General features: G+C 60.2%; 18 protein-coding genes. 9 read left to right on the top strand and 9 right to left on the bottom strand.

What is annotated here, in order from left to right:
• Positions 1–6 precede the first annotated feature (6 nt).
• A complete protein-coding gene (gene sthA, locus V3W27_RS16545; protein ID WP_003226580.1) occupies positions 7–1,401 on the top strand; it encodes a Si-specific NAD(P)(+) transhydrogenase in 1,395 nt (464 codons plus the stop codon).
• Positions 1,402–1,443: 42 nt separating this feature from the next.
• Here the strand turns inward: sthA and V3W27_RS16540 are convergent, their stop codons facing one another.
• Both V3W27_RS16540 and V3W27_RS16535 read right to left on the bottom strand, forming a co-directional pair.
• Positions 1,444–2,166: a glycerophosphodiester phosphodiesterase gene (locus V3W27_RS16540; RefSeq protein WP_330207082.1), complete on the bottom strand. Its 723-nt coding sequence runs from the start codon at positions 2,164–2,166 to the stop codon at positions 1,444–1,446.
• Positions 2,167–2,180: 14 nt separating this feature from the next.
• Positions 2,181–2,762, bottom strand: a complete 582-nt coding sequence (locus tag V3W27_RS16535) for a PilZ domain-containing protein (RefSeq protein ID WP_330207081.1) — start codon at positions 2,760–2,762, stop codon at positions 2,181–2,183.
• Between the two features lie 94 nt (positions 2,763–2,856).
• On the opposite strand from V3W27_RS16535, the gene V3W27_RS16530 reads away from it, so the two are divergent.
• The 3 genes from V3W27_RS16530 to V3W27_RS16520 all read left to right on the top strand — a co-directional run bounded on the left by V3W27_RS16530 (position 2,857) and on the right by V3W27_RS16520 (position 6,215).
• The gene (locus V3W27_RS16530) at positions 2,857–4,107 is read left to right on the top strand and encodes a lipoprotein-releasing ABC transporter permease subunit (protein WP_007968198.1); all 1,251 of its coding nucleotides are present in this window, start codon (positions 2,857–2,859) and stop codon (positions 4,105–4,107) included.
• A gap of 7 nt (positions 4,108–4,114) precedes the next feature.
• Positions 4,115–4,801, top strand: coding sequence for a lipoprotein-releasing ABC transporter ATP-binding protein LolD (gene lolD / locus V3W27_RS16525; protein ID WP_167734160.1), 687 nt, complete (start codon positions 4,115–4,117; stop codon positions 4,799–4,801).
• Between the two features lie 169 nt (positions 4,802–4,970).
• Complete coding sequence (locus tag V3W27_RS16520; RefSeq protein WP_041068958.1) at positions 4,971–6,215, top strand: lipoprotein-releasing ABC transporter permease subunit; 1,245 nt, start codon at positions 4,971–4,973, stop codon at positions 6,213–6,215.
• Between the two features lie 163 nt (positions 6,216–6,378).
• On the opposite strand, the gene V3W27_RS16515 is transcribed toward V3W27_RS16520, so the two are convergent.
• The gene (locus V3W27_RS16515; RefSeq protein WP_330207080.1) at positions 6,379–7,728 is read right to left on the bottom strand and encodes a heavy metal sensor histidine kinase; all 1,350 of its coding nucleotides are present in this window, start codon (positions 7,726–7,728) and stop codon (positions 6,379–6,381) included.
• Positions 7,728–8,408, bottom strand: coding sequence for a heavy metal response regulator transcription factor (locus tag V3W27_RS16510; RefSeq protein WP_330207079.1), 681 nt, complete (start codon positions 8,406–8,408; stop codon positions 7,728–7,730). Before V3W27_RS16510 ends, V3W27_RS16515 begins: the two co-directional genes overlap by 1 nt.
• 154 nt (positions 8,409–8,562) lie before the next feature.
• Here V3W27_RS16510 and copI point away from each other — a divergent pair, with 154 nt between their 5' ends.
• Both copI and queF read left to right on the top strand, forming a co-directional pair.
• Complete coding sequence (gene copI / locus V3W27_RS16505) at positions 8,563–9,096, top strand: copper-resistant cuproprotein CopI (RefSeq protein ID WP_134786947.1); 534 nt, start codon at positions 8,563–8,565, stop codon at positions 9,094–9,096.
• Between the two features lie 61 nt (positions 9,097–9,157).
• The gene (gene queF / locus V3W27_RS16500; protein WP_103368828.1) at positions 9,158–9,988 is read left to right on the top strand and encodes an NADPH-dependent 7-cyano-7-deazaguanine reductase QueF; all 831 of its coding nucleotides are present in this window, start codon (positions 9,158–9,160) and stop codon (positions 9,986–9,988) included.
• 177 nt (positions 9,989–10,165) lie between these two features.
• Here queF and V3W27_RS16495 read toward each other — a convergent pair whose 3' ends face one another.
• Together V3W27_RS16495 and V3W27_RS16490 are read right to left on the bottom strand one after the other, a co-directional pair.
• Positions 10,166–10,429, bottom strand: coding sequence for a DUF4404 family protein (locus V3W27_RS16495; RefSeq protein ID WP_183781208.1), 264 nt, complete (start codon positions 10,427–10,429; stop codon positions 10,166–10,168).
• Between the two features lie 109 nt (positions 10,430–10,538).
• Positions 10,539–11,159, bottom strand: coding sequence for an HAD family phosphatase (locus V3W27_RS16490; RefSeq protein WP_183781205.1), 621 nt, complete (start codon positions 11,157–11,159; stop codon positions 10,539–10,541).
• 197 nt (positions 11,160–11,356) lie between these two features.
• On the opposite strand from V3W27_RS16490, the gene V3W27_RS16485 reads away from it, so the two are divergent.
• Positions 11,357–12,046, top strand: coding sequence for an MlaA family lipoprotein (locus V3W27_RS16485; RefSeq protein ID WP_115989289.1), 690 nt, complete (start codon positions 11,357–11,359; stop codon positions 12,044–12,046).
• A gap of 52 nt (positions 12,047–12,098) precedes the next feature.
• On the opposite strand, the gene V3W27_RS16480 is transcribed toward V3W27_RS16485, so the two are convergent.
• A complete protein-coding gene (locus V3W27_RS16480; protein ID WP_096797162.1) occupies positions 12,099–12,398 on the bottom strand; it encodes a PilZ domain-containing protein in 300 nt (99 codons plus the stop codon).
• Positions 12,399–12,672: 274 nt separating this feature from the next.
• On the opposite strand from V3W27_RS16480, the gene rssB reads away from it, so the two are divergent.
• Both rssB and rssC read left to right on the top strand, forming a co-directional pair.
• On the top strand, positions 12,673–13,857 hold the full coding sequence (rssB, locus tag V3W27_RS16475; protein ID WP_041074010.1) for a two-component system response regulator RssB: 1,185 nt from the start codon (positions 12,673–12,675) through the stop codon (positions 13,855–13,857).
• Positions 13,854–14,336 carry an anti-sigma factor antagonist RssC gene (rssC, locus tag V3W27_RS16470; RefSeq protein WP_003226553.1) on the top strand — a complete coding sequence of 161 codons (483 nt, stop codon included), beginning with the start codon at positions 13,854–13,856 and terminating at the stop codon, positions 14,334–14,336. Before rssB ends, rssC begins: the two co-directional genes overlap by 4 nt.
• 215 nt (positions 14,337–14,551) lie before the next feature.
• Here rssC and tal read toward each other — a convergent pair whose 3' ends face one another.
• Together tal and V3W27_RS16460 are read right to left on the bottom strand one after the other, a co-directional pair.
• Positions 14,552–15,478 carry a transaldolase gene (gene tal / locus V3W27_RS16465; RefSeq protein ID WP_027611470.1) on the bottom strand — a complete coding sequence of 309 codons (927 nt, stop codon included), beginning with the start codon at positions 15,476–15,478 and terminating at the stop codon, positions 14,552–14,554.
• A 207-nt stretch (positions 15,479–15,685) separates the two neighbouring features.
• Positions 15,686–16,636 (bottom strand): glycosyl hydrolase family 5, encoded by a 951-nt coding sequence (locus tag V3W27_RS16460; RefSeq protein ID WP_330207078.1) that lies wholly within the window; start codon positions 16,634–16,636, stop codon positions 15,686–15,688.
• Positions 16,637–16,904: the final 268 nt, after the last annotated feature.

The raw sequence follows: 16,904 nt of genomic DNA, 5'->3' as shown, positions 1-16,904 counted from the left end.
GTACGCATGGCTGTCTACAACTACGACGTGGTGGTGTTGGGTTCCGGCCCGGCGGGAGAAGGCGCGGCAATGAACGCCGCCAAAGCAGGGCGCAAGGTGGCGATGGTCGACAGCCGTCGCCAGGTCGGCGGTAACTGCACCCACCTGGGAACCATCCCGTCCAAGGCCCTGCGTCACTCGGTGCGGCAGATCATGCAGTTTAACACCAACCCGATGTTCCGGGCGATCGGCGAGCCACGCTGGTTCTCCTTCCCGGACGTGTTGAAAAGCGCCGAGAAAGTCATTTCCAAACAAGTCGCTTCGCGCACTGGCTACTACGCTCGTAACCGCGTCGACGTGTTCTTCGGCACCGGCAGCTTCGCCGACGAGCAAACCATCGAAGTGGTCTGCGCCAACGGCGTGGTCGAGAAGCTGGTGGCCAAGCACATCATCATCGCCACCGGTTCGCGCCCTTATCGCCCGGCGGACATCGATTTCAATCACCCGCGTATCTACGATAGCGACACCATCCTCAGCCTCGGCCACACCCCGCGCAAACTCATCGTTTACGGCGCCGGTGTGATCGGTTGCGAATACGCCTCGATCTTCAGCGGTCTGGGGGTACTGGTTGAACTGGTGGACAACCGCGGTCAGTTGCTGAGCTTCCTCGACTCGGAAATCTCCCAGGCGTTGAGCTATCACTTCAGCAACAACAACATCACCGTGCGCCACAACGAAGATTACGATCGCGTTGAGGGCGTCGATAACGGGGTTATCCTGCACCTGAAGTCCGGCAAGAAGATCAAGGCCGATGCCTTGCTCTGGTGCAACGGCCGTACCGGTAACACCGACCAGCTCGGTCTGGAAAACATCGGGGTCAAGGTCAACAGCCGTGGCCAGATCGAAGTCGACGAGGCCTACCGCACCTGCGTGCCGAACATCTATGGCGCTGGCGACGTGATCGGCTGGCCGAGCCTGGCCAGTGCCGCCCACGACCAGGGTCGTTCGGCTGCCGGCAGCATCGTCGATAACGGTAGCTGGCGCTTTGTGAATGACGTGCCGACCGGCATCTACACCATTCCGGAGATCAGCTCGATCGGCAAGAACGAGCAGGAGCTGACCCAGGCCAAGGTGCCGTACGAAGTCGGCAAGGCGTTCTTCAAGAGCATGGCGCGTGCGCAGATCGCCGGCGAGCCGCAAGGCATGCTGAAGATCCTGTTCCACCGTGAAACCCTGGAAGTGCTGGGTGTTCACTGCTTCGGTTATCAGGCGTCGGAGATCGTGCACATCGGTCAGGCGATCATGAGCCAGCCGGGCGAGTTGAACACCCTGAAGTATTTCGTCAACACCACGTTCAACTACCCGACCATGGCCGAAGCCTATCGGGTAGCGGCGTACGACGGCCTCAACCGGCTTTTTTGACGGGCTCCGGCCGGTGGCCTGAGCCGGCCGGGGAGACCGATTTCAGCAATTCTCAAGGGTGGCAGTGGCCAAACCGGGAAAGTCTGTAATCAGGCTGTCAACGCCGAAGTCGGCGAGTCTGCGCATCAGCGCAGGCTCGTTGACGGTCCACACCGACACATGCAGCCCCTGACGCTGCGCCTTCTGCAGGCGTTCCGGCGTACACAGCGTCCAGTTCAGAGCCAGAATCTCACAGCCATAGCTGGCCGCGACCTTTAGCGGGTCGAGCCAGGCGTATTCGGCCACCAGTCCACGCGACACGTCCGGTACCAGGTCCAGCGCCGCTTTCAGCACTTCCCGTGAGCTCGAAGTGATGGTGACCTTGTTCAGCAGGCCATGACGCTGGGCCATTTCGCGAATCGCCAGTACGGTAGTCGCGGCGCGGGTGCGTGAAGCGCTTTTGACTTCCAGTTGCCAGTGCTCGAAATCACATTTTTCGAACAGCTCTTCCAGAGTCGGAATCGGGCACGGCTTGATCCAGCCCGGGCCGCCCTTGCGCGCGTCGTAGGTCACCAGTTCGGCGGCGGTGTGTTCGACCACCTTGCCGCGCCGGTCGGTGGTGCGCTTGAGGGTCGGGTCGTGGATCACCATCAGCTCGCCGTCCTTGGACAGGTGCAGATCCAGTTCGCAACGGCGTACGCCGTGCTTGAGACATTCCTGAAAACTGGTCAGGGTATTTTCCGGTGCTTCGCCCTTGGCGCCGCGGTGGCCGTAGATGAGGGTCACGGTGCTTCCTTAATTTAAATGCCTGATTCGTTCTGTTCACGGGCCAGGCGTCGTTCCTGGGCCTGTTTCTGCAAGATATAGCGGGCGAGCAACTGGCGCTGGGCGTCGGTCAAGTGTTCGAACTCGGTGCCGACGTCGTAGCCGTCGCCCTTGCGATCGCAATGAGTGACGCGGGCGCGCAGCAGCAGGCCCAGTGCCTGCGGCATCAGCACCAGTGTCACCGACAGGTGCGCGCCAGTGGCAATCGGGGTCGGGTGCTGAAAGTCGATCCCGCCTTCGGAGATGATCACCGGTTGTGGCTCGCCGATATGGCCGAGCACGGTCAGGGCGACCACCTGGCTGAGCAGGTCGATGCGTTTGTTCTGGGATTTGAGAAACGCGGCGATCGCCCGGTCGCGCTCGCTGATCTGGCGTAACAGGTGCTGCGACTCGAATTCGCTCAGGTGCAGTTCGCTGAGCAGGTTGAACAGCGGGGAAGCATCCTGCAACACTTCCTGGCCTGCCGCTTCGGGAGCGGACAGGGGCCGAATTTCCAGTGCGATCATGTCCTCGATACGGTAGTATTCGCGGCGATCTTCTTCATCTAATGTCGACATGGCGAACCCATGGTAGCGGCGGTGGTCTGAGTGTAAAGCTGGTTATCGACCCCCGCCACAAGGACGTTCCTTTTCCCTCCGAACAAGCCCCGACATGTTCAGACCTCTCTTCGTATTTATCGGCACGCGTTATACCCGTGCAAAGCGTCGCAATCATTTTGTGTCATTCATTTCCCTGACTTCGATGATCGGGCTCGCCCTTGGCGTGGTCGTGATGATCGTGGTGCTATCGGTGATGAACGGCTTCGATCATGAGATGCGCACCCGCGTGCTGGGCATGGTGCCCCACGCGACTCTTGAAACCGGCGAGCCGATCAACGATTGGCAGAGCCTGGCCGCCAAGGTCAAACGCAACCCTGAGGTGACGGCGGTTGCGCCGTTCACCCAGATGCAGGGTTTGCTGACCAACAACGGCCAGGTGTCCAAGGTGTTGCTCAACGCCATCGACCCTGCGCTCGAGCGCAATGTGTCGATCATCGACAACTTCATGAAGCAGGGCAAACTCGACGATTTGACGCCGGGCAGCTTCGGCATCGTCATCGGCGACAAGGCCGCGACCAAGCTCGGCGTGGGCCTCGGTGACAAAGTCACCTTCGTCGCGCCGGAGGTCAGCGTGACCCCGGCCGGGATGTTCCCGCGCATGAAGCGCTTTACCGTGGTTGGCATTTTCCATGTCGGCGCCGGTGAGCTGGACGGCTACCTGGGCGTCACCAACCTGCAGGATCTGGCGAAAATGCACCGCTGGAAGCCTGATCAGGTGCAGGGCATCCGGTTGAAGTTCGATGATCTGTTCCAGGCGCCGCGCGTGGCCTGGACCATCGCCCAGCAACTGGGCGAAGACCATTACTACGCCCGCGACTGGACCCGCACCCACGGCAACCTGTATCAGGCGATCCGCATGGAAAAAGCCATGATCGGCCTGCTGTTGCTGCTGATCGTCGCGGTGGCTGCGTTCAACATCATTTCCACGCTGGTGATGGTGGTAAATGACAAGAAGAGCGACATCGCCATTCTGCGTACCCTCGGCGCCACGCCGGGGACGATCATGCGCACGTTCATGGTGCAGGGCACCGTGATCGGCGTGGTCGGTACGGCGATTGGTGCGGTGCTCGGTATTCTCGCGGCGTTGAACGTCAGCGCGGCGATTTCCGCCCTCGAAGGGCTGATCGGCCACAAGTTCCTCAACGCCGATGTGTATTTCATTGATTACCTGCCGTCGCAGGTGCAGAGCCAGGACGTGGTCATGGTCTGCGCCGCTGCGTTGGTCCTGAGTTTCCTCGCCACCCTGTATCCCGCCTGGCGTGCTGCGCGCACCCAGCCGGCGGAGGCGCTACGTTATGAGTGAGTCGGGCATGAGTGATAAAGCAATCTTGAGCTGCCGCAACCTGGGCAAATCCTACGAGGAAGGCCCGGAGTCGGTGCAAGTGTTGGCCGGTCTGCAACTGGAGTTGCACCCGGGCGAGCGTGTGGCGATCGTCGGCAAGTCTGGTTCCGGCAAAAGTACCTTGCTCAACCTGCTCGGCGGTCTCGACACGCCGACTGAAGGCAGCGTCTGGCTCGACGGCGAAGAACTGTCGGCGCTGAGCGAGAAGAAGCGTGGCCTGCTGCGTAACCGTGCCCTCGGGTTCGTGTACCAGTTCCACCACTTGCTGCCGGAGTTCACCGCGCTGGAAAACGTCTGCATGCCGCTGCTGATCGGCAAGACCGCGATCCCGCAAGCACGTCAACGCGCTACCGCGTTGCTTGAGCGTGTCGGTCTGGGCCATCGTCTGGAGCACAAACCGGCCGAGCTTTCCGGTGGCGAGCGCCAGCGTGTGGCCATCGCCCGTGCGCTGGTGAACAATCCGGGCCTGGTGATGCTCGACGAGCCAACCGGCAACCTTGATTCGCACACCGCCGAAGGCATCCAGGACTTGATGCTGGAACTCAGCACTTCAATGCGCACGGCGTTCCTGGTGGTGACTCACGACATGAACCTGGCCCGCCAGATGGACCGCGTCCTGCAATTGCAGGAAGGCTGCCTGACTCCAATCGCTTGAGAGCTACTGCGCTCGGAAATACTGCGTTAAAAACAGGCTCGGAATGCTCATTTACAGCCAGTAGACTCCGCTTCCTCGCCTGTTTTTGCCTTGTCTTTCCTTCGCTCGCTACGCTCTCAAGCGATTGGCCGCTTTTTTAAGCTTGATTTTTTATACGGTGCCCCAGCGAATGTTCAGACCGTTATCGATCTTTATCGGCACGCGCTATACCCGCGCCAAGCGCCGCAATCGCTTTGTTTCGTTCATCTCGATGACTTCGATGATCGGGCTCGCCCTCGGCGTGCTGGCGATGATCGTGGTGCTGTCGGTGATGAACGGCTTCCAGCGTGAAATGAGCTCGCGCATCCTCGGCATGGTGCCGCACGCGACCATCGTTGGCGTCAAGCCGATCGATGACTGGCAGCCGGTCGCCGCTGCCGCGCTGAAAAATCCGGAAGTGACCGCCGCCGTGCCGTTCACCGAGATGGAAGGCATGCTGTCCTACAAGGGTTTGATGCAGCCGATCCAGATCAGCGGCGTCGACCCGGCCCAGGAAGGCAAGGTGTCGATCGTGGCCCAGCACATTGTGCAGGGGCGTCTCGATGACCTGAAACCGGGCGAGTTCGGTGTAGTGATCGGTGAAATCACCGCGCGCCGCTTCCGCCTCAACGTCGGCGACAAGATCACTCTGATCGTGCCGGAAGTCAGCACCGCACCGGGTGGCATTACCCCGCGCATGCAGCGCCTGAACGTGGTCGGTGTGTTCAAGGTCGGCGCTGAACTGGACGGCTCGATGGGGCTGATCCACGTGGCCGATGCCGCGACCATGCAGCACTGGCAGCCGAATCAAGTGCAGAGCGTGCGCCTGGCGGTGAAGGATCTGTACGCCGCGCCGAAAGTCTCCTCGGACATCGCCGCAGGCCTCGGTGCCGAGTTCAAGGCTGACGACTGGACTCACACCCAGGGCAGCCTGTTCAGCGCGATGAAAATGGAAAAAACCATGATTGGCCTGCTGTTGCTGATGATCGTTGCGGTGGCGGCGTTCAACATCATCGCCACGCTGATCATGGTGGTTAACGACAAGGGCGCGGACATCGCGATCCTGCGCACCATCGGCGCCACGCCCCGGCAGATCATGGCGATCTTCATGGTGCAGGGCACGGTGATCGGCATTGTCGGCACACTGATTGGTGGCGTGCTCGGCGTGATCGCGGCACTGAATGTCAGCGAGATGGTCGGCTGGGTCGAGCGCGTTACCGGCCAGCATATCTTCAGTTCCGACGTGTACTTCGTCAGCAACCTGCCTTCGGAATTGCAGGGCGGGGATGTGCTGTTGATCTGCTCGGCGGGCTTTATTCTGAGCTTCCTGGCGACGGTGTACCCGGCGTTGCGGGCGGCGAAGATCGAGCCGGCGCATGCGCTGAGATATTCCTGAGCTTCAATACCGCCTTCGCGAGCAAGCCCGCTCCCACAGGGGATTTGTGTATGACACAGATCCCCTGTGTGGCTAGCTAACCCCCACAGTGATACAAATTCAGGGTTAACGCAGATCCAATGTGGGAGCGGGCTTGCTCGCGAAGGGGCCGGTCCTATCGACCTCATTCTCCTTTGGGCAACTCGATCACAAACCGCGTCCACCCCGCAGCCGATTCGCAATGAATCTGCCCACCATGGGCGCGGACGATCGATTGGGTAATCGCCAGCCCCAGCCCCGCATGTTCACTGCTGCCTTCCTGCCGCGCCGGATCTGCTCGATAAAACCGGTCAAACAGCCGTGGCAACAACTCTGCCGAAATGCCTTCGCCACTGTTCTCCACCGACACCTGCGCTATGTGCGGTTGATCGACGATGGACAGGCGCACGCTGCCTGACGCCGGGGTGAAGCGCAGCGCGTTATCCAGCAGATTCGACAAGGCCCGGCGCAGCATGCTGCGATCGCCTTCTATACGCGCATGACCTTCGCGGCTCAGCGTCACCCCGGCGTCCTCGGCCAGTGGCGCAAAAAACTCCAGCAGCACATCGCTCTCATCCGCCAGTTCCAGTGCCTCACGCTTGGGCATCAGCAAACCGTGGTCAGCCTTGGCCAGATAAAGCATGTCGTTGACCAGTTGGGCCATCCATTGCAGTTCTTCGAGGTTGCTGTGCAGGGCTTCGCGGTAATCCTCGATCGGTCGCGGGCGGGTGAGGGTGACCTGGGTGTGGGTCAGCAGGTTCGACAGCGGTGTGCGCAGTTCATGGGCGATGTCGGCAGAGAACGCCGACAGCCGTTGAAACGAGTCGTCGAGGCGTCCGAGCATGGCGTTGAAGCTGTGGGCCATTTCAGCAAGCTCTGGCGGCATTTGCGCTTCCGGCAGTCGGGCATTCAGCGATTGTGCGGAAATCCCACGCGCCACTGCACTCATACGGCGCAACGGACGCAAACCGCTGCGCGCCGCCCACGCGCCGAGCAGCGCGGTGGCCAGGGCCGACAAGCCGATGGTCAGCCAGATCAGATGCTGCATGCGCTGCAGGAAGTGCTGGTGATGGGTGATGTCCAGCAGCAGAGTGAGCTGTGGCGAGTCGGTTTTGTCAGGGTAGAGCGGGGCGTTGAGCACGCGGTAGTCGGCGCCGTCATGGCTGATGGTCGACAGGCCCGGCTGTTGCGGCAAGTTCTGCGGCAAATTGATCGAACTGTCGTACCAGCGCTGACCGTCACTGCCGGTAATACGCAGCGCCAGATCGGCCTGGCGGCTCAGCTCATCCGCCAGCCGTGCCTCACGCTGAGCGGGTTGCACATCCTGCAAGGCCCGGCGCAGGCCGATCAGTTTGCCATCCAGCAATTGCTGATCAAGCTCAATGAAGTGCGCCTCGCTGGCGCGGCTGAACAGCACCCCGGCGAACAGCGAGACCACGGCGGTGCACGCGGCAAACAGCAGAGCCAGACGAGAACTCAGCGACAGGCGACGCATCAGGCCGGACGCTCTTCAAGCACGTAACCCATGCCGCGCACGGTGTGGATCAGTTTGTTGGGAAAGTCATCGTCGATCTTCAGGCGCAGGCGCCGGATCGCCACTTCGATCACGTTGGTGTCGCTGTCGAAGTTCATGTCCCAGACCTGCGAGGCAATCAGCGATTTCGGCAATACTTCACCCTGGCGGCGCAGGAGCATTTCCAGCAGGGCGAATTCCTTGGCGGTGAGGTCGATGCGCTGGCCACTGCGTTCGACCCGGCGACGGATCAGGTCCAGACGCAGATCGGCCAGTTGCAGACTGGTTTCCTGTGGCGTCGCGCTGCCCCGGCGCAGCAGGCTGCGCACCCGGGCCAGCAATTCGGAAAAGGCGAAGGGTTTGACCAGATAATCGTCGGCGCCGAGTTCGAGGCCGTGCACCCGGTCTTCCACGGCGTCCTTGGCGGTTAGAAACAGCACCGGTGTGTCGAGGCCGGCACTGCGCACCGCCTGCAGAATCTGCCAGCCACTGCGCCCGGGCAGCATCACGTCGAGAATCAACAGCGCATAATCTCCGCTCAACGCCAGTTGCTGACCGCTGACGCCGTCGGCCACCAGTTCTGTGTTGAAACCGGCCTCGGTCAGGCCCTGGCGCAGGTAGTGGCCGGTTTTCGGTTGGTCTTCGACGATCAGCAGTTTCATGGGCGACTCGGGTTGTAGGAACAAAAGCGTTATACCGTGGGAGCAGGCGACACATGCCAACCTGACAAAGTTGTAATCTGCCTGTCAGGTAGCTGCCAGCGCAGGCGGGCTAGAGTTTCCCACAGGCTGAACCTTATCTTGTTGGAGTATGACTATGTTTTTGCGCAACCCTCTGGCCGTCGCCGCCTGTGTGCTGGCGCTGAGTTCACCTGTCTGGGCCGCACCCGCGCACAGCTATGATTTCGGCCAACCGGCACCAGCAGCCAAGGCTACTCGCAGCATTGAAGTTGTACTGAACGACATGTCGTTCGACCCCAAGGCGATTCAGGTCAAGGCCGGTGAGACGGTTCGCTTTGTGCTGGTGAATAAAGGCCAGTTGCTGCACGAATTCAACCTCGGTGACGCGGCGATGCATGCCCAGCACCAGCAGGAAATGTTGCAGATGCAGCAAAGCGGCATGCTCACGCCTACCGGCATGAAAGAAATGTCCCACGACATGGCGGGTATGGATCACGGCAGCATGGGCCACGGCATGAAGCACGACGACCCCAATAGCGTGCTGGTCGAGCCGGGCAAGACCGCCGAGCTGACGTGGACCTTCAGCAAGGCCACCAGCCTGGAATTTGCCTGCAATATTCCCGGTCACTACCAGGCGGGCATGGTCGGCAAACTGACTGTCAGTCAGTAAGCACTCAAAGGCGGGCGCAAAGGCTGATAGAATCCGCTGATTCTTCAGTCAGGTTTCCGCCATGCATCCCGCAGCCGAACATTCGCCGCTGGGCAAATCCAGCGAATACATCGCCACGTACACGCCGTCCCTGCTGTTCCCGATTCCGCGCACCGCGAAATGGGCCGAGCTGGGCCTGACCGCCGAAACCCTGCCGTATAAAGGCGTGGATTTCTGGAATTGCTTCGAACTGTCGTGGCTGTTGCCGTCGGGCAAGCCGGTGGTGGCAATCGGTGAATTCAGCATTCCGGCGGATTCGCCGAACATCATCGAATCGAAGTCGTTCAAGTTGTACTTGAACTCGCTGAATCAGACGCCGTTTGCCGATATCGCCAGCCTCGAAGCGACGCTGGTCAAGGACCTGTCGGCCGCTGCCGGCAAACCGGTCGGCGTACGCGTGCGCAGCCTGAAAGATGTCGAAGCCGAAGGCGTCGTGGCGTTGCCCGGCGTGTGCATCGACGATCTGGACATCAGCGTCAGCAACTATGAACATCCGCGTCCGGAACTGCTGCGTTGCGATGATTCGAAGATTGTCGAAGAGAGCGTGCATAGCCATCTGCTCAAATCCAACTGCCCGGTGACCAGCCAGCCGGACTGGGGCAGCGTGGTGGTGGAATATCGTGGCGCGGCGCTGGATCACGCGAGTCTGCTGGAATACATCGTCAGCTTCCGCCAGCACTCGGACTTCCACGAACAATGCGTGGAGCGGATCTTTCTCGACCTGCAGCGTTTGCTGAAGCCGGAGAAACTCACGGTGTTTGCACGGTATGTGCGCCGGGGCGGGCTGGATATCAACCCGTATCGCAGCACCGAGACTGCGCAACTGCCGAACCACCGCCTTGTGCGCCAATAAATAACCCCTGTAGGAGTGAGCCTGCTCGCGATAGCGGACTGACATTCAACATTGACGTCGACTGATACACCGTTATCGCGAGCAGGCTCACTCCTACAAGGGATCGCGTTTCAAATTGCGCCTATGAAAAAGCCCTGCCAGCGCTGGCAGGGCTTTTTGCATTTCAGGGGAGGAAAATCAGATCCCCATGCTACCCAGCGCATTGACGATATTGCGCAGGGTGCCGGCAATGGCCGGGTGTTCGAGTTCGAAGCGGTCCACTGCCAGATTCACACCGTCGGCGATGCTGGCATCCTGAGTGGCGTTCTCCAGTTTGATTTCCGATTCGATCTGCGCCATCAGCGTATGCAGATCTTCACGTTCGGCTTCGGACAGCGGCGGATTCTGCTCCAGTTGCTCGCGCAGGGTGTCGAGTTGTTTTTGCAGTTCTTGGGCGGGCATGGTGGGGTTCCTTTTATCAAGAGGCACTGGCATTGACCGCAGCCGCGCGCCAAAGGTCTATGGCTGACCTTTAGATTAATCCACTCTGCGGCAACCTGCATGATCCCGGTCAGGGCTTTTCGCCCTTGAGGCGGCGCAGGTTGATGTCCGCCAGGCAGGTGTCGAGCTCGCCCAGATGATCGATCACCGAATGCACGCCCAGCCCGAACAACTGCAGGGTTGCCTTACCGCGTCGTTGGTCGCGTTCGTTCTGGCTCAGCGCTTGCCACTCGCTCGGCGACAGGCCGCATAGTGAGCCGCAGGACGCCAGGCCGATGGTCCACAGCCCGGCGTTGAGGCCCGATTGCAGCAACCGGGGCTCGCCGCTCACCAGCACGCAGCCATCCAGGCAGCTGACGTTCAAACCCATCAGCGCCTGCCAGCAGGCGTTCGGCGCGGGCCATGGATTGATTGTTGCTGAATATTGCGTCGGTTTGATCCACGCCGGCAGAGAGGCCGCCAAGGGTTGCGCGAGGGCAGGGGGCAGCTCGTCGATCCACGCACAGGGAATCTGCTGGCGCTGCAGGCTGAGCAGGCTGTCGAGAGCGCCGGGTGTGGCGTGGGCGTGCTCGGGCAGTACGCTGGCGTGTTGATGGGCACGGGCGCCGAAATCCACCAGACAGCCACTGAGTCCGAACAGCACGGCGGTCAGGCCGGGCGCGGCGACAGGCAAGACTTCAGCGTGGGTCATGGCAACGTCCCTGAAATAGGCATGAGGCTAGGGGACATCGGTGACAGTTGGATGACAGGTGTGTGAAGGCGCTCCCTGGAAACGTCCTGCATTACTCTTCACGGGCAGACTGCCCAAAACGGCTTTTGCGCTTATACTAGCGCTCTTAACGCCTGGGCCCGGGTGCCCGCGCCAGTAAAAATCCAAGGAGTTTTTCTATGCGCTGGAGCAATCCTCTCGCTCAGCTATGTGTATGTGCCAGCGTCCTGCTGGTTCCGTTCGCCGCCAACGCTGCAACGGAAGAAGACCCTTGGGAAAGCGTCAACCGCCCGATCTTCCAGTTCAACGACTTCGTTGACACCTACGCGCTCAAGCCGCTGGCGCAGGGCTATGAGTTCGTGACGCCGCAGTTCCTCGAAGACGGCATCCACAACATGTTCCGCAACGTCGGTGACGTCACCAACCTGGCGAACAATATTCTGCAGGCCAAACCGGCAGCAGCCGGTGTCGATACCGCGCGTATCATCTTCAACACCACCTTCGGCCTGCTGGGCTTCTTCGATGTCGGTACCAAAATGGGCCTGAATCGCAGTGACGAAGACTTCGGTCAGACCCTCGGTTACTGGGGCGTCAGCAGCGGCCCGTACGTGATGCTGCCGTTGCTCGGCCCGAGCACCCTGCGTGATGCACCGTCCAAGTACGTCGACAGCTACACCGGTCCGTACCGCTACATCAACGACGTGCCTGTCCGTAACTCGGTGTTCGGCCTGAACATCGTCGACACCCGCGCCAGCCTGCTGTCGAGCGAGAAGCTGATCAGCGGCGACAAGTACACCTTCATCCGCAACGCCTATCTGCAGAACCGCGAGTTCAAGGTCAAGGATGGTCAGGTCGAAGACGATTTTTAATCTCGACCGATGACAAGAAGGCGGCCCATGAGGCCGCCTTTTTTGTGTGCGCTTATTTCATCTGCAGAATGGTCAGGCCGAGCTTCTGTCCATCGCCGTCCTGGGCCTTGACCCAGACCACTTCGGTCTCCGCCTCCAGCCCACTCAATGCGGCATGTTCGGAATCGATGCGCACGCTCAAACGGTCACCAACCGCGAACTGGCGCGGCGCTTCGACCTGCATGCCGCTGCTCGAGAGGTCGATGCACACGCCGGCGATCTCATCGCCTTCATGGATCAACACCACATCGGCATCGACCCGCATGCGGATGAAATCGCGCTTTTCGCTGTAGTCCCGACCGGTTTGACTCATGGCTTCGACCTTCCATTGGGTTACGGTTTGAGCTGTTCTTATAACTCTCGGTGATTTGACAAGTAAAGTCGTCAAGCGACCATCGGCGCATGCTTGAAACGCCCCGCGGATGGGAGTACCGTCTGCGCCTTAGAAGGGCACCTCTGGTGCAATCGCGTTCCGGCTCAGTGCTCGAAAGCGGTGCAGCAGAGAGGCTAGAAAGCGAATCCAGTAGTCTGAGCCGGGCCGATGCCCCGCCTGCTACGCCAACCTAATTCTGGCGCCGTTTGCCCACATGCCAAAAACCAGTGCCACGCTGCTGATAATCGATGATGACGAAGTAGTGCGCGCGAGCCTCGCGGCCTATTTGGAAGACAGTGGTTTCAGCGTCCTGCAGGCCAGCAACGGCCAACAGGGTCTTCAGGTATTCGAGCAAGACAAGCCCGACTTGGTCATCTGCGATCTGCGCATGCCGCAGATGGGTGGTCTCGAACTCATCCGTCAGGTCACCGAGCGCTCACCGCAAACGCCGATGATCGTCGTTTCGGGTGCCGGCGTGATGAACGACGCGGTCGAGGCGCTGCGCCTGGGTGCGGCGGACTACCTGATCAAGCCTCTCGAAGACCTGGCCGTGCTCGAGCATTCGGTGCGTCGCGCGCTGGATCGTGCGCGCCTGCTGCTGGAGAACCAGCGCTACCGCGAGAAGCTGGAGAAGGCCAACCGCGAGCTCGAAGCCAGCCTGAACCTGCTCCAGGAAGACCAGAACGCCGGTCGTCAGGTGCAGATGAACATGCTGCCGGAAAGCCCGTGGCGCATCGACGAGTTCCAGTTTGCCCACCAGATCATCCCGTCGTTGTACCTGTCGGGTGATTTTGTCGACTACTTCCGTGTCGACGAGCGTCGGGTGGCGTTCTACCTGGCCGACGTATCGGGGCATGGCGCCTCTTCAGCGTTCGTCACGGTGCTGCTGAAGTTCATGACCACGCGCCTGCTGTTCGAGTCCAAGCGCAACGGCACGTTGCCGGAATTCAAGCCTTCGGAAGTCCTTGGTCATATCAACCGGGGGCTGATCAGTTGTAAGCTGGGCAAACACGTCACAATGGTCGGTGGAGTCATCGACGAGGAGACCGGTTTGTTGACCTATAGCATCGGCGGCCATCTGCCGTTGCCTGTGTTGTACACGCCTGACAGTGTTCGTTACCTCGAAGGCCGCGGTTTGCCGGTGGGCCTGTTCAATGAGGCCACCTACGAAGATCACGTGCTTGAGCTGCCTCCGACGTTCAGCCTGACGCTGATGTCCGACGGCATTCTGGATCTGTTGCCAGAACCGACGCTCAAGGAAAAAGAAGCCGCTTTGCCCCAACGGGTGAAGTCGGCGGGCGGCAGCCTGGATGGTCTGCGGCAAGTGTTTGGATTGGCCACGCTAGGGGAGATGCCGGATGATATCGCCCTGTTGGTGTTGAGCAGGAACCTTCAATGAGTACCGGTAGAATCCAGTTCGCCGAGCAGGACGGCACCTTCGTCCTGAAGTTCGTCGGTGAAGTTCGCCTGACCCTGTGTTCGGCGTTGGATGCGACTATTGAGAAAATCTTCACCGCGTTGAATTTCAACGCGATCGTGATCGATTTGACCGAAACCCGCAGCATCGACAGCACCACCCTCGGCCTGCTGGCCAAACTGTCGATCCTGTCGCGGCAAAAGGTCGGCCTGCTGCCGACCGTCGTCACCACCCACGAAGACATCACCCGTCTGCTGCAGTCGATGGGCTTCGAGCAGGTGTTCAACATCGTCAACCACCCGGTGCCGTGCCCCGAGTGCCTGGATGACCTGCCGGATCAGGACCAGTCCGAAGAAGTGGTGCGGATCAAGGTGCTCGAAGCGCACAAGATCCTCATGGGCCTGAACGACTCCAATCGTGAAGCCTTCCATGATCTGGTGAATGCCCTCGAGCGGCATTGATGGCCTGAAATGTGGGTAGGGCCTGCTGGCCCTATCGCGAGCAGGCTCACTCCTACAGGGTTTCTCATTCGACGCATAATCTTGAGTAATCCACAGATCCACTGTAGGAGTGAGCCTGCTCGCGATAGCTCTCGCCAAAACACTAATAATCCAGCAGGCACAAAAAAAGGGCGAACCCGTTTGGGTTCGCCCTTTTTGCGTTTCAGCGACTCAGATCACAGCTTGGCCTGCAGCAGCGCCTCGAGCTTCTCCTGGTCACGGGCAAACTGACGGATGCCCTCAGCCAGTTTCTCGGTAGCCATCGCGTCTTCGTTGGACAGCCAGCGGAATTGCGCTTCGTTGAGGCTCAGGCGCGCTTCGCCGGCGTGGCCCGGGGCGAGTTTGCGCTCCAGTTTGCCAGTGTCTGCCGCGAGCTTGTCGATCAGGTCCGGGCTGATGGTCAGGCGATCGCAGCCGGCCAGTTGCTCGATCTGGCTCAGGTTGCGGAAGCTGGCGCCCATGACCACAGTCTTGTAGTCATTGGCCTTGTAGTAGTTGTAGATGCGGGTCACCGACTGCACGCCCGGATCATCGGCGCCGGTGTAGTCGTTGCCGTTGGCCTTTTTGTACCAGTCGTAGATGCGGCCCACGAACGGCGAGATCAGGAACACCCCGGCGTCAGCGCAAGCGGCGGCCTGAGCGAAGGAAAACAGCAGGGTCAGGTTGGTCTGGATGCCTTCCTTCTCGAGGATCTCCGCAGCGCGGATGCCTTCCCAGGTCGAAGCGATCTTGATCAGCACGCGGTCACGGCCAATGCCGGCCTTGTCGTACAGCTCGATCAGGCGATGCGCACGCTTGAGCACGGCGTCCTGGTCGAACGACAGGCGCGCATCCACTTCGGTGGAAATGCGGCCCGGAATCACTTTGAGGATTTCCTGGCCCACGGCGACGCCGAAACGGTCGCTGGCCAGACCCACGTCGCCCTTGCAGTCGCTGACGCAGGCGTTCAGCAGCTCGGCGTAAGCGGGGATGGCGGCTGCCTTGAGCAGCAGGGAAGGGTTGGTGGTGGCGTCGACCGGCTTGACCCGGGCGATCGCTTCGAAGTCGCCGGTGTCGGCAACTACGGTGGTCATCTGTTTGAGTTGTTCCAGCTTGGAAGTCATGGGTGTGCTCTGTCCTGTGGGTTTGACGACATTACCCGAGCGTTGACAGCCACTCAAGGGCATCAAGGCGCAACGGGTTCCCCGGGGGCAACAACCTGAGAACGGCTGTTTGAACGGTGGGGCGCGTTATCGATGAATACGATGCCAAAATCGGCCGCAGGTTCAAAGCAACTGACGGTCAGCGCCCCTTGAGCACATCGATGAAGGTTATTGCTGGCTCAGCTGGGTTTTGACCGCAGTTTCTGCCGGTTTCGGTTGGCCATCGGAGGTCAACAGACCGAAATTCTTCTCGCGGTCATTGCTGCCAGTGTCGCTGTTTTTCCACTCGTAGATCGAGGTCAGGGCAATGTTGCGGGTTTTGATATCGGCGACGAATGCACTGATTTTACTGGCCTGACCCTCAGTCCCGCCGTTGGAGGCGAGCGCCGAGATACCCCATTCGCTGATCACCCCCGGCAGATGGAAGTTCTGCTGGATAAACGCCTGGGCATTGCTGATCTGCGTGCCGCTCATGCCGTAGGGATGGTAGGAAACCGCGTTGAGGCATTTGGGGTATTCGCTGACGATTCGGTTGAGTGCCACGGTGGACGCCGAGCCGGCAGTCGGCGGCCGGGCGAAGCCAAAACCGATCACCGGGACAGTCTGGGGTTTGTCTTGCAGGGTCTTGCACGCAGCGCTCATGAACGGCACGAATGTCGTGTCGAAATTACCGGTCGGCCAGTAGGTGCCGAGGTCCGGCTCATTCCACAACTCGATCGCCACCAGTTGTGAGCCATAGGTCGCTGCCAGGCTGGTCAGCGCGTTGGCATACGCGACCCCCGCGTTCGCCAGATCATTGGCCGGTAACGGCTTGGTCGCGCGCAGGGTCATCAGCACCGGCAGACCGGCCGCGCGGGCCACGGCGAAGGCATCGCTGATCTGCTTCTGGTAGGCCGCGCCGGGCAGGCTGTCAGTCCATACGCCAAAACGCACGAAACTGAAGCCGGTGGCTTTGACGCGCTCGGCGTCGGCAGCGGAGAAGGTCTGGACTTTGACCTGAACCCCGATGGTTTTATTGGCGGGCAATGCCGGGAACAGTTCATTGGCCTGGCTCTGGCCGGTTGCCGCCAGCAGTAATAGGGTCAGGGCGCTCAGGTATTTGAGATGGGCTGATTTCATGTCGGTTCTCCGGGTGAGAAGTGACAACGGCGAAAAGTATCTCGAGATAACTGTTTCGAAACTAACAATCGCACTAAGTGCGCCAATGTTATTTTTTGTCAGGAAAACCAGACCTGAAAATCACAGTTATTTTTAGTCCGTTAATTGTGTTTTGGCGGCTTTTGACCCTGTGGTACTTAATACGCTGGTACTAACAGGGCGAATCTATTTCTGAGTGCAGAATGATCTAGTGGGTTCATTAAGATCCGCTCTAGATGTTGGCAGAATG

It is taken from the genome of Pseudomonas sp. AM14(2022) (genome assembly GCF_036346455.1).
Classification (GTDB): Bacteria; Pseudomonadota; Gammaproteobacteria; order Pseudomonadales; family Pseudomonadaceae; genus Aquipseudomonas; species Aquipseudomonas putida_A.
This window is presented reverse-complemented; position numbering and strand designations above follow the sequence as displayed.

Coding starts and splice junctions, on each gene's coding strand:
- sthA (WP_003226580.1), top strand. CDS start 7: ATGGCTGTCTACAACTACGACGTGGTGGTGTTGGGTTCCGGCCCGGCG.
- V3W27_RS16535 (WP_330207081.1), bottom strand. CDS start 2,762: ATGTCGACATTAGATGAAGAAGATCGCCGCGAATACTACCGTATCGAG.
- V3W27_RS16530 (WP_007968198.1), top strand. CDS start 2,857: ATGTTCAGACCTCTCTTCGTATTTATCGGCACGCGTTATACCCGTGCA.
- lolD (WP_167734160.1), top strand. CDS start 4,115: ATGAGTGATAAAGCAATCTTGAGCTGCCGCAACCTGGGCAAATCCTAC.
- V3W27_RS16520 (WP_041068958.1), top strand. CDS start 4,971: ATGTTCAGACCGTTATCGATCTTTATCGGCACGCGCTATACCCGCGCC.
- V3W27_RS16515 (WP_330207080.1), bottom strand. CDS start 7,728: ATGCGTCGCCTGTCGCTGAGTTCTCGTCTGGCTCTGCTGTTTGCCGCG.
- V3W27_RS16510 (WP_330207079.1), bottom strand. CDS start 8,408: ATGAAACTGCTGATCGTCGAAGACCAACCGAAAACCGGCCACTACCTG.
- copI (WP_134786947.1), top strand. CDS start 8,563: ATGTTTTTGCGCAACCCTCTGGCCGTCGCCGCCTGTGTGCTGGCGCTG.
- queF (WP_103368828.1), top strand. CDS start 9,158: ATGCATCCCGCAGCCGAACATTCGCCGCTGGGCAAATCCAGCGAATAC.
- V3W27_RS16495 (WP_183781208.1), bottom strand. CDS start 10,429: ATGCCCGCCCAAGAACTGCAAAAACAACTCGACACCCTGCGCGAGCAA.
- V3W27_RS16490 (WP_183781205.1), bottom strand. CDS start 11,159: ATGACCCACGCTGAAGTCTTGCCTGTCGCCGCGCCCGGCCTGACCGCC.
- V3W27_RS16485 (WP_115989289.1), top strand. CDS start 11,357: ATGCGCTGGAGCAATCCTCTCGCTCAGCTATGTGTATGTGCCAGCGTC.
- V3W27_RS16480 (WP_096797162.1), bottom strand. CDS start 12,398: ATGAGTCAAACCGGTCGGGACTACAGCGAAAAGCGCGATTTCATCCGC.
- rssB (WP_041074010.1), top strand. CDS start 12,673: ATGCCAAAAACCAGTGCCACGCTGCTGATAATCGATGATGACGAAGTA.
- rssC (WP_003226553.1), top strand. CDS start 13,854: ATGAGTACCGGTAGAATCCAGTTCGCCGAGCAGGACGGCACCTTCGTC.
- tal (WP_027611470.1), bottom strand. CDS start 15,478: ATGACTTCCAAGCTGGAACAACTCAAACAGATGACCACCGTAGTTGCC.
- V3W27_RS16460 (WP_330207078.1), bottom strand. CDS start 16,636: ATGAAATCAGCCCATCTCAAATACCTGAGCGCCCTGACCCTATTACTG.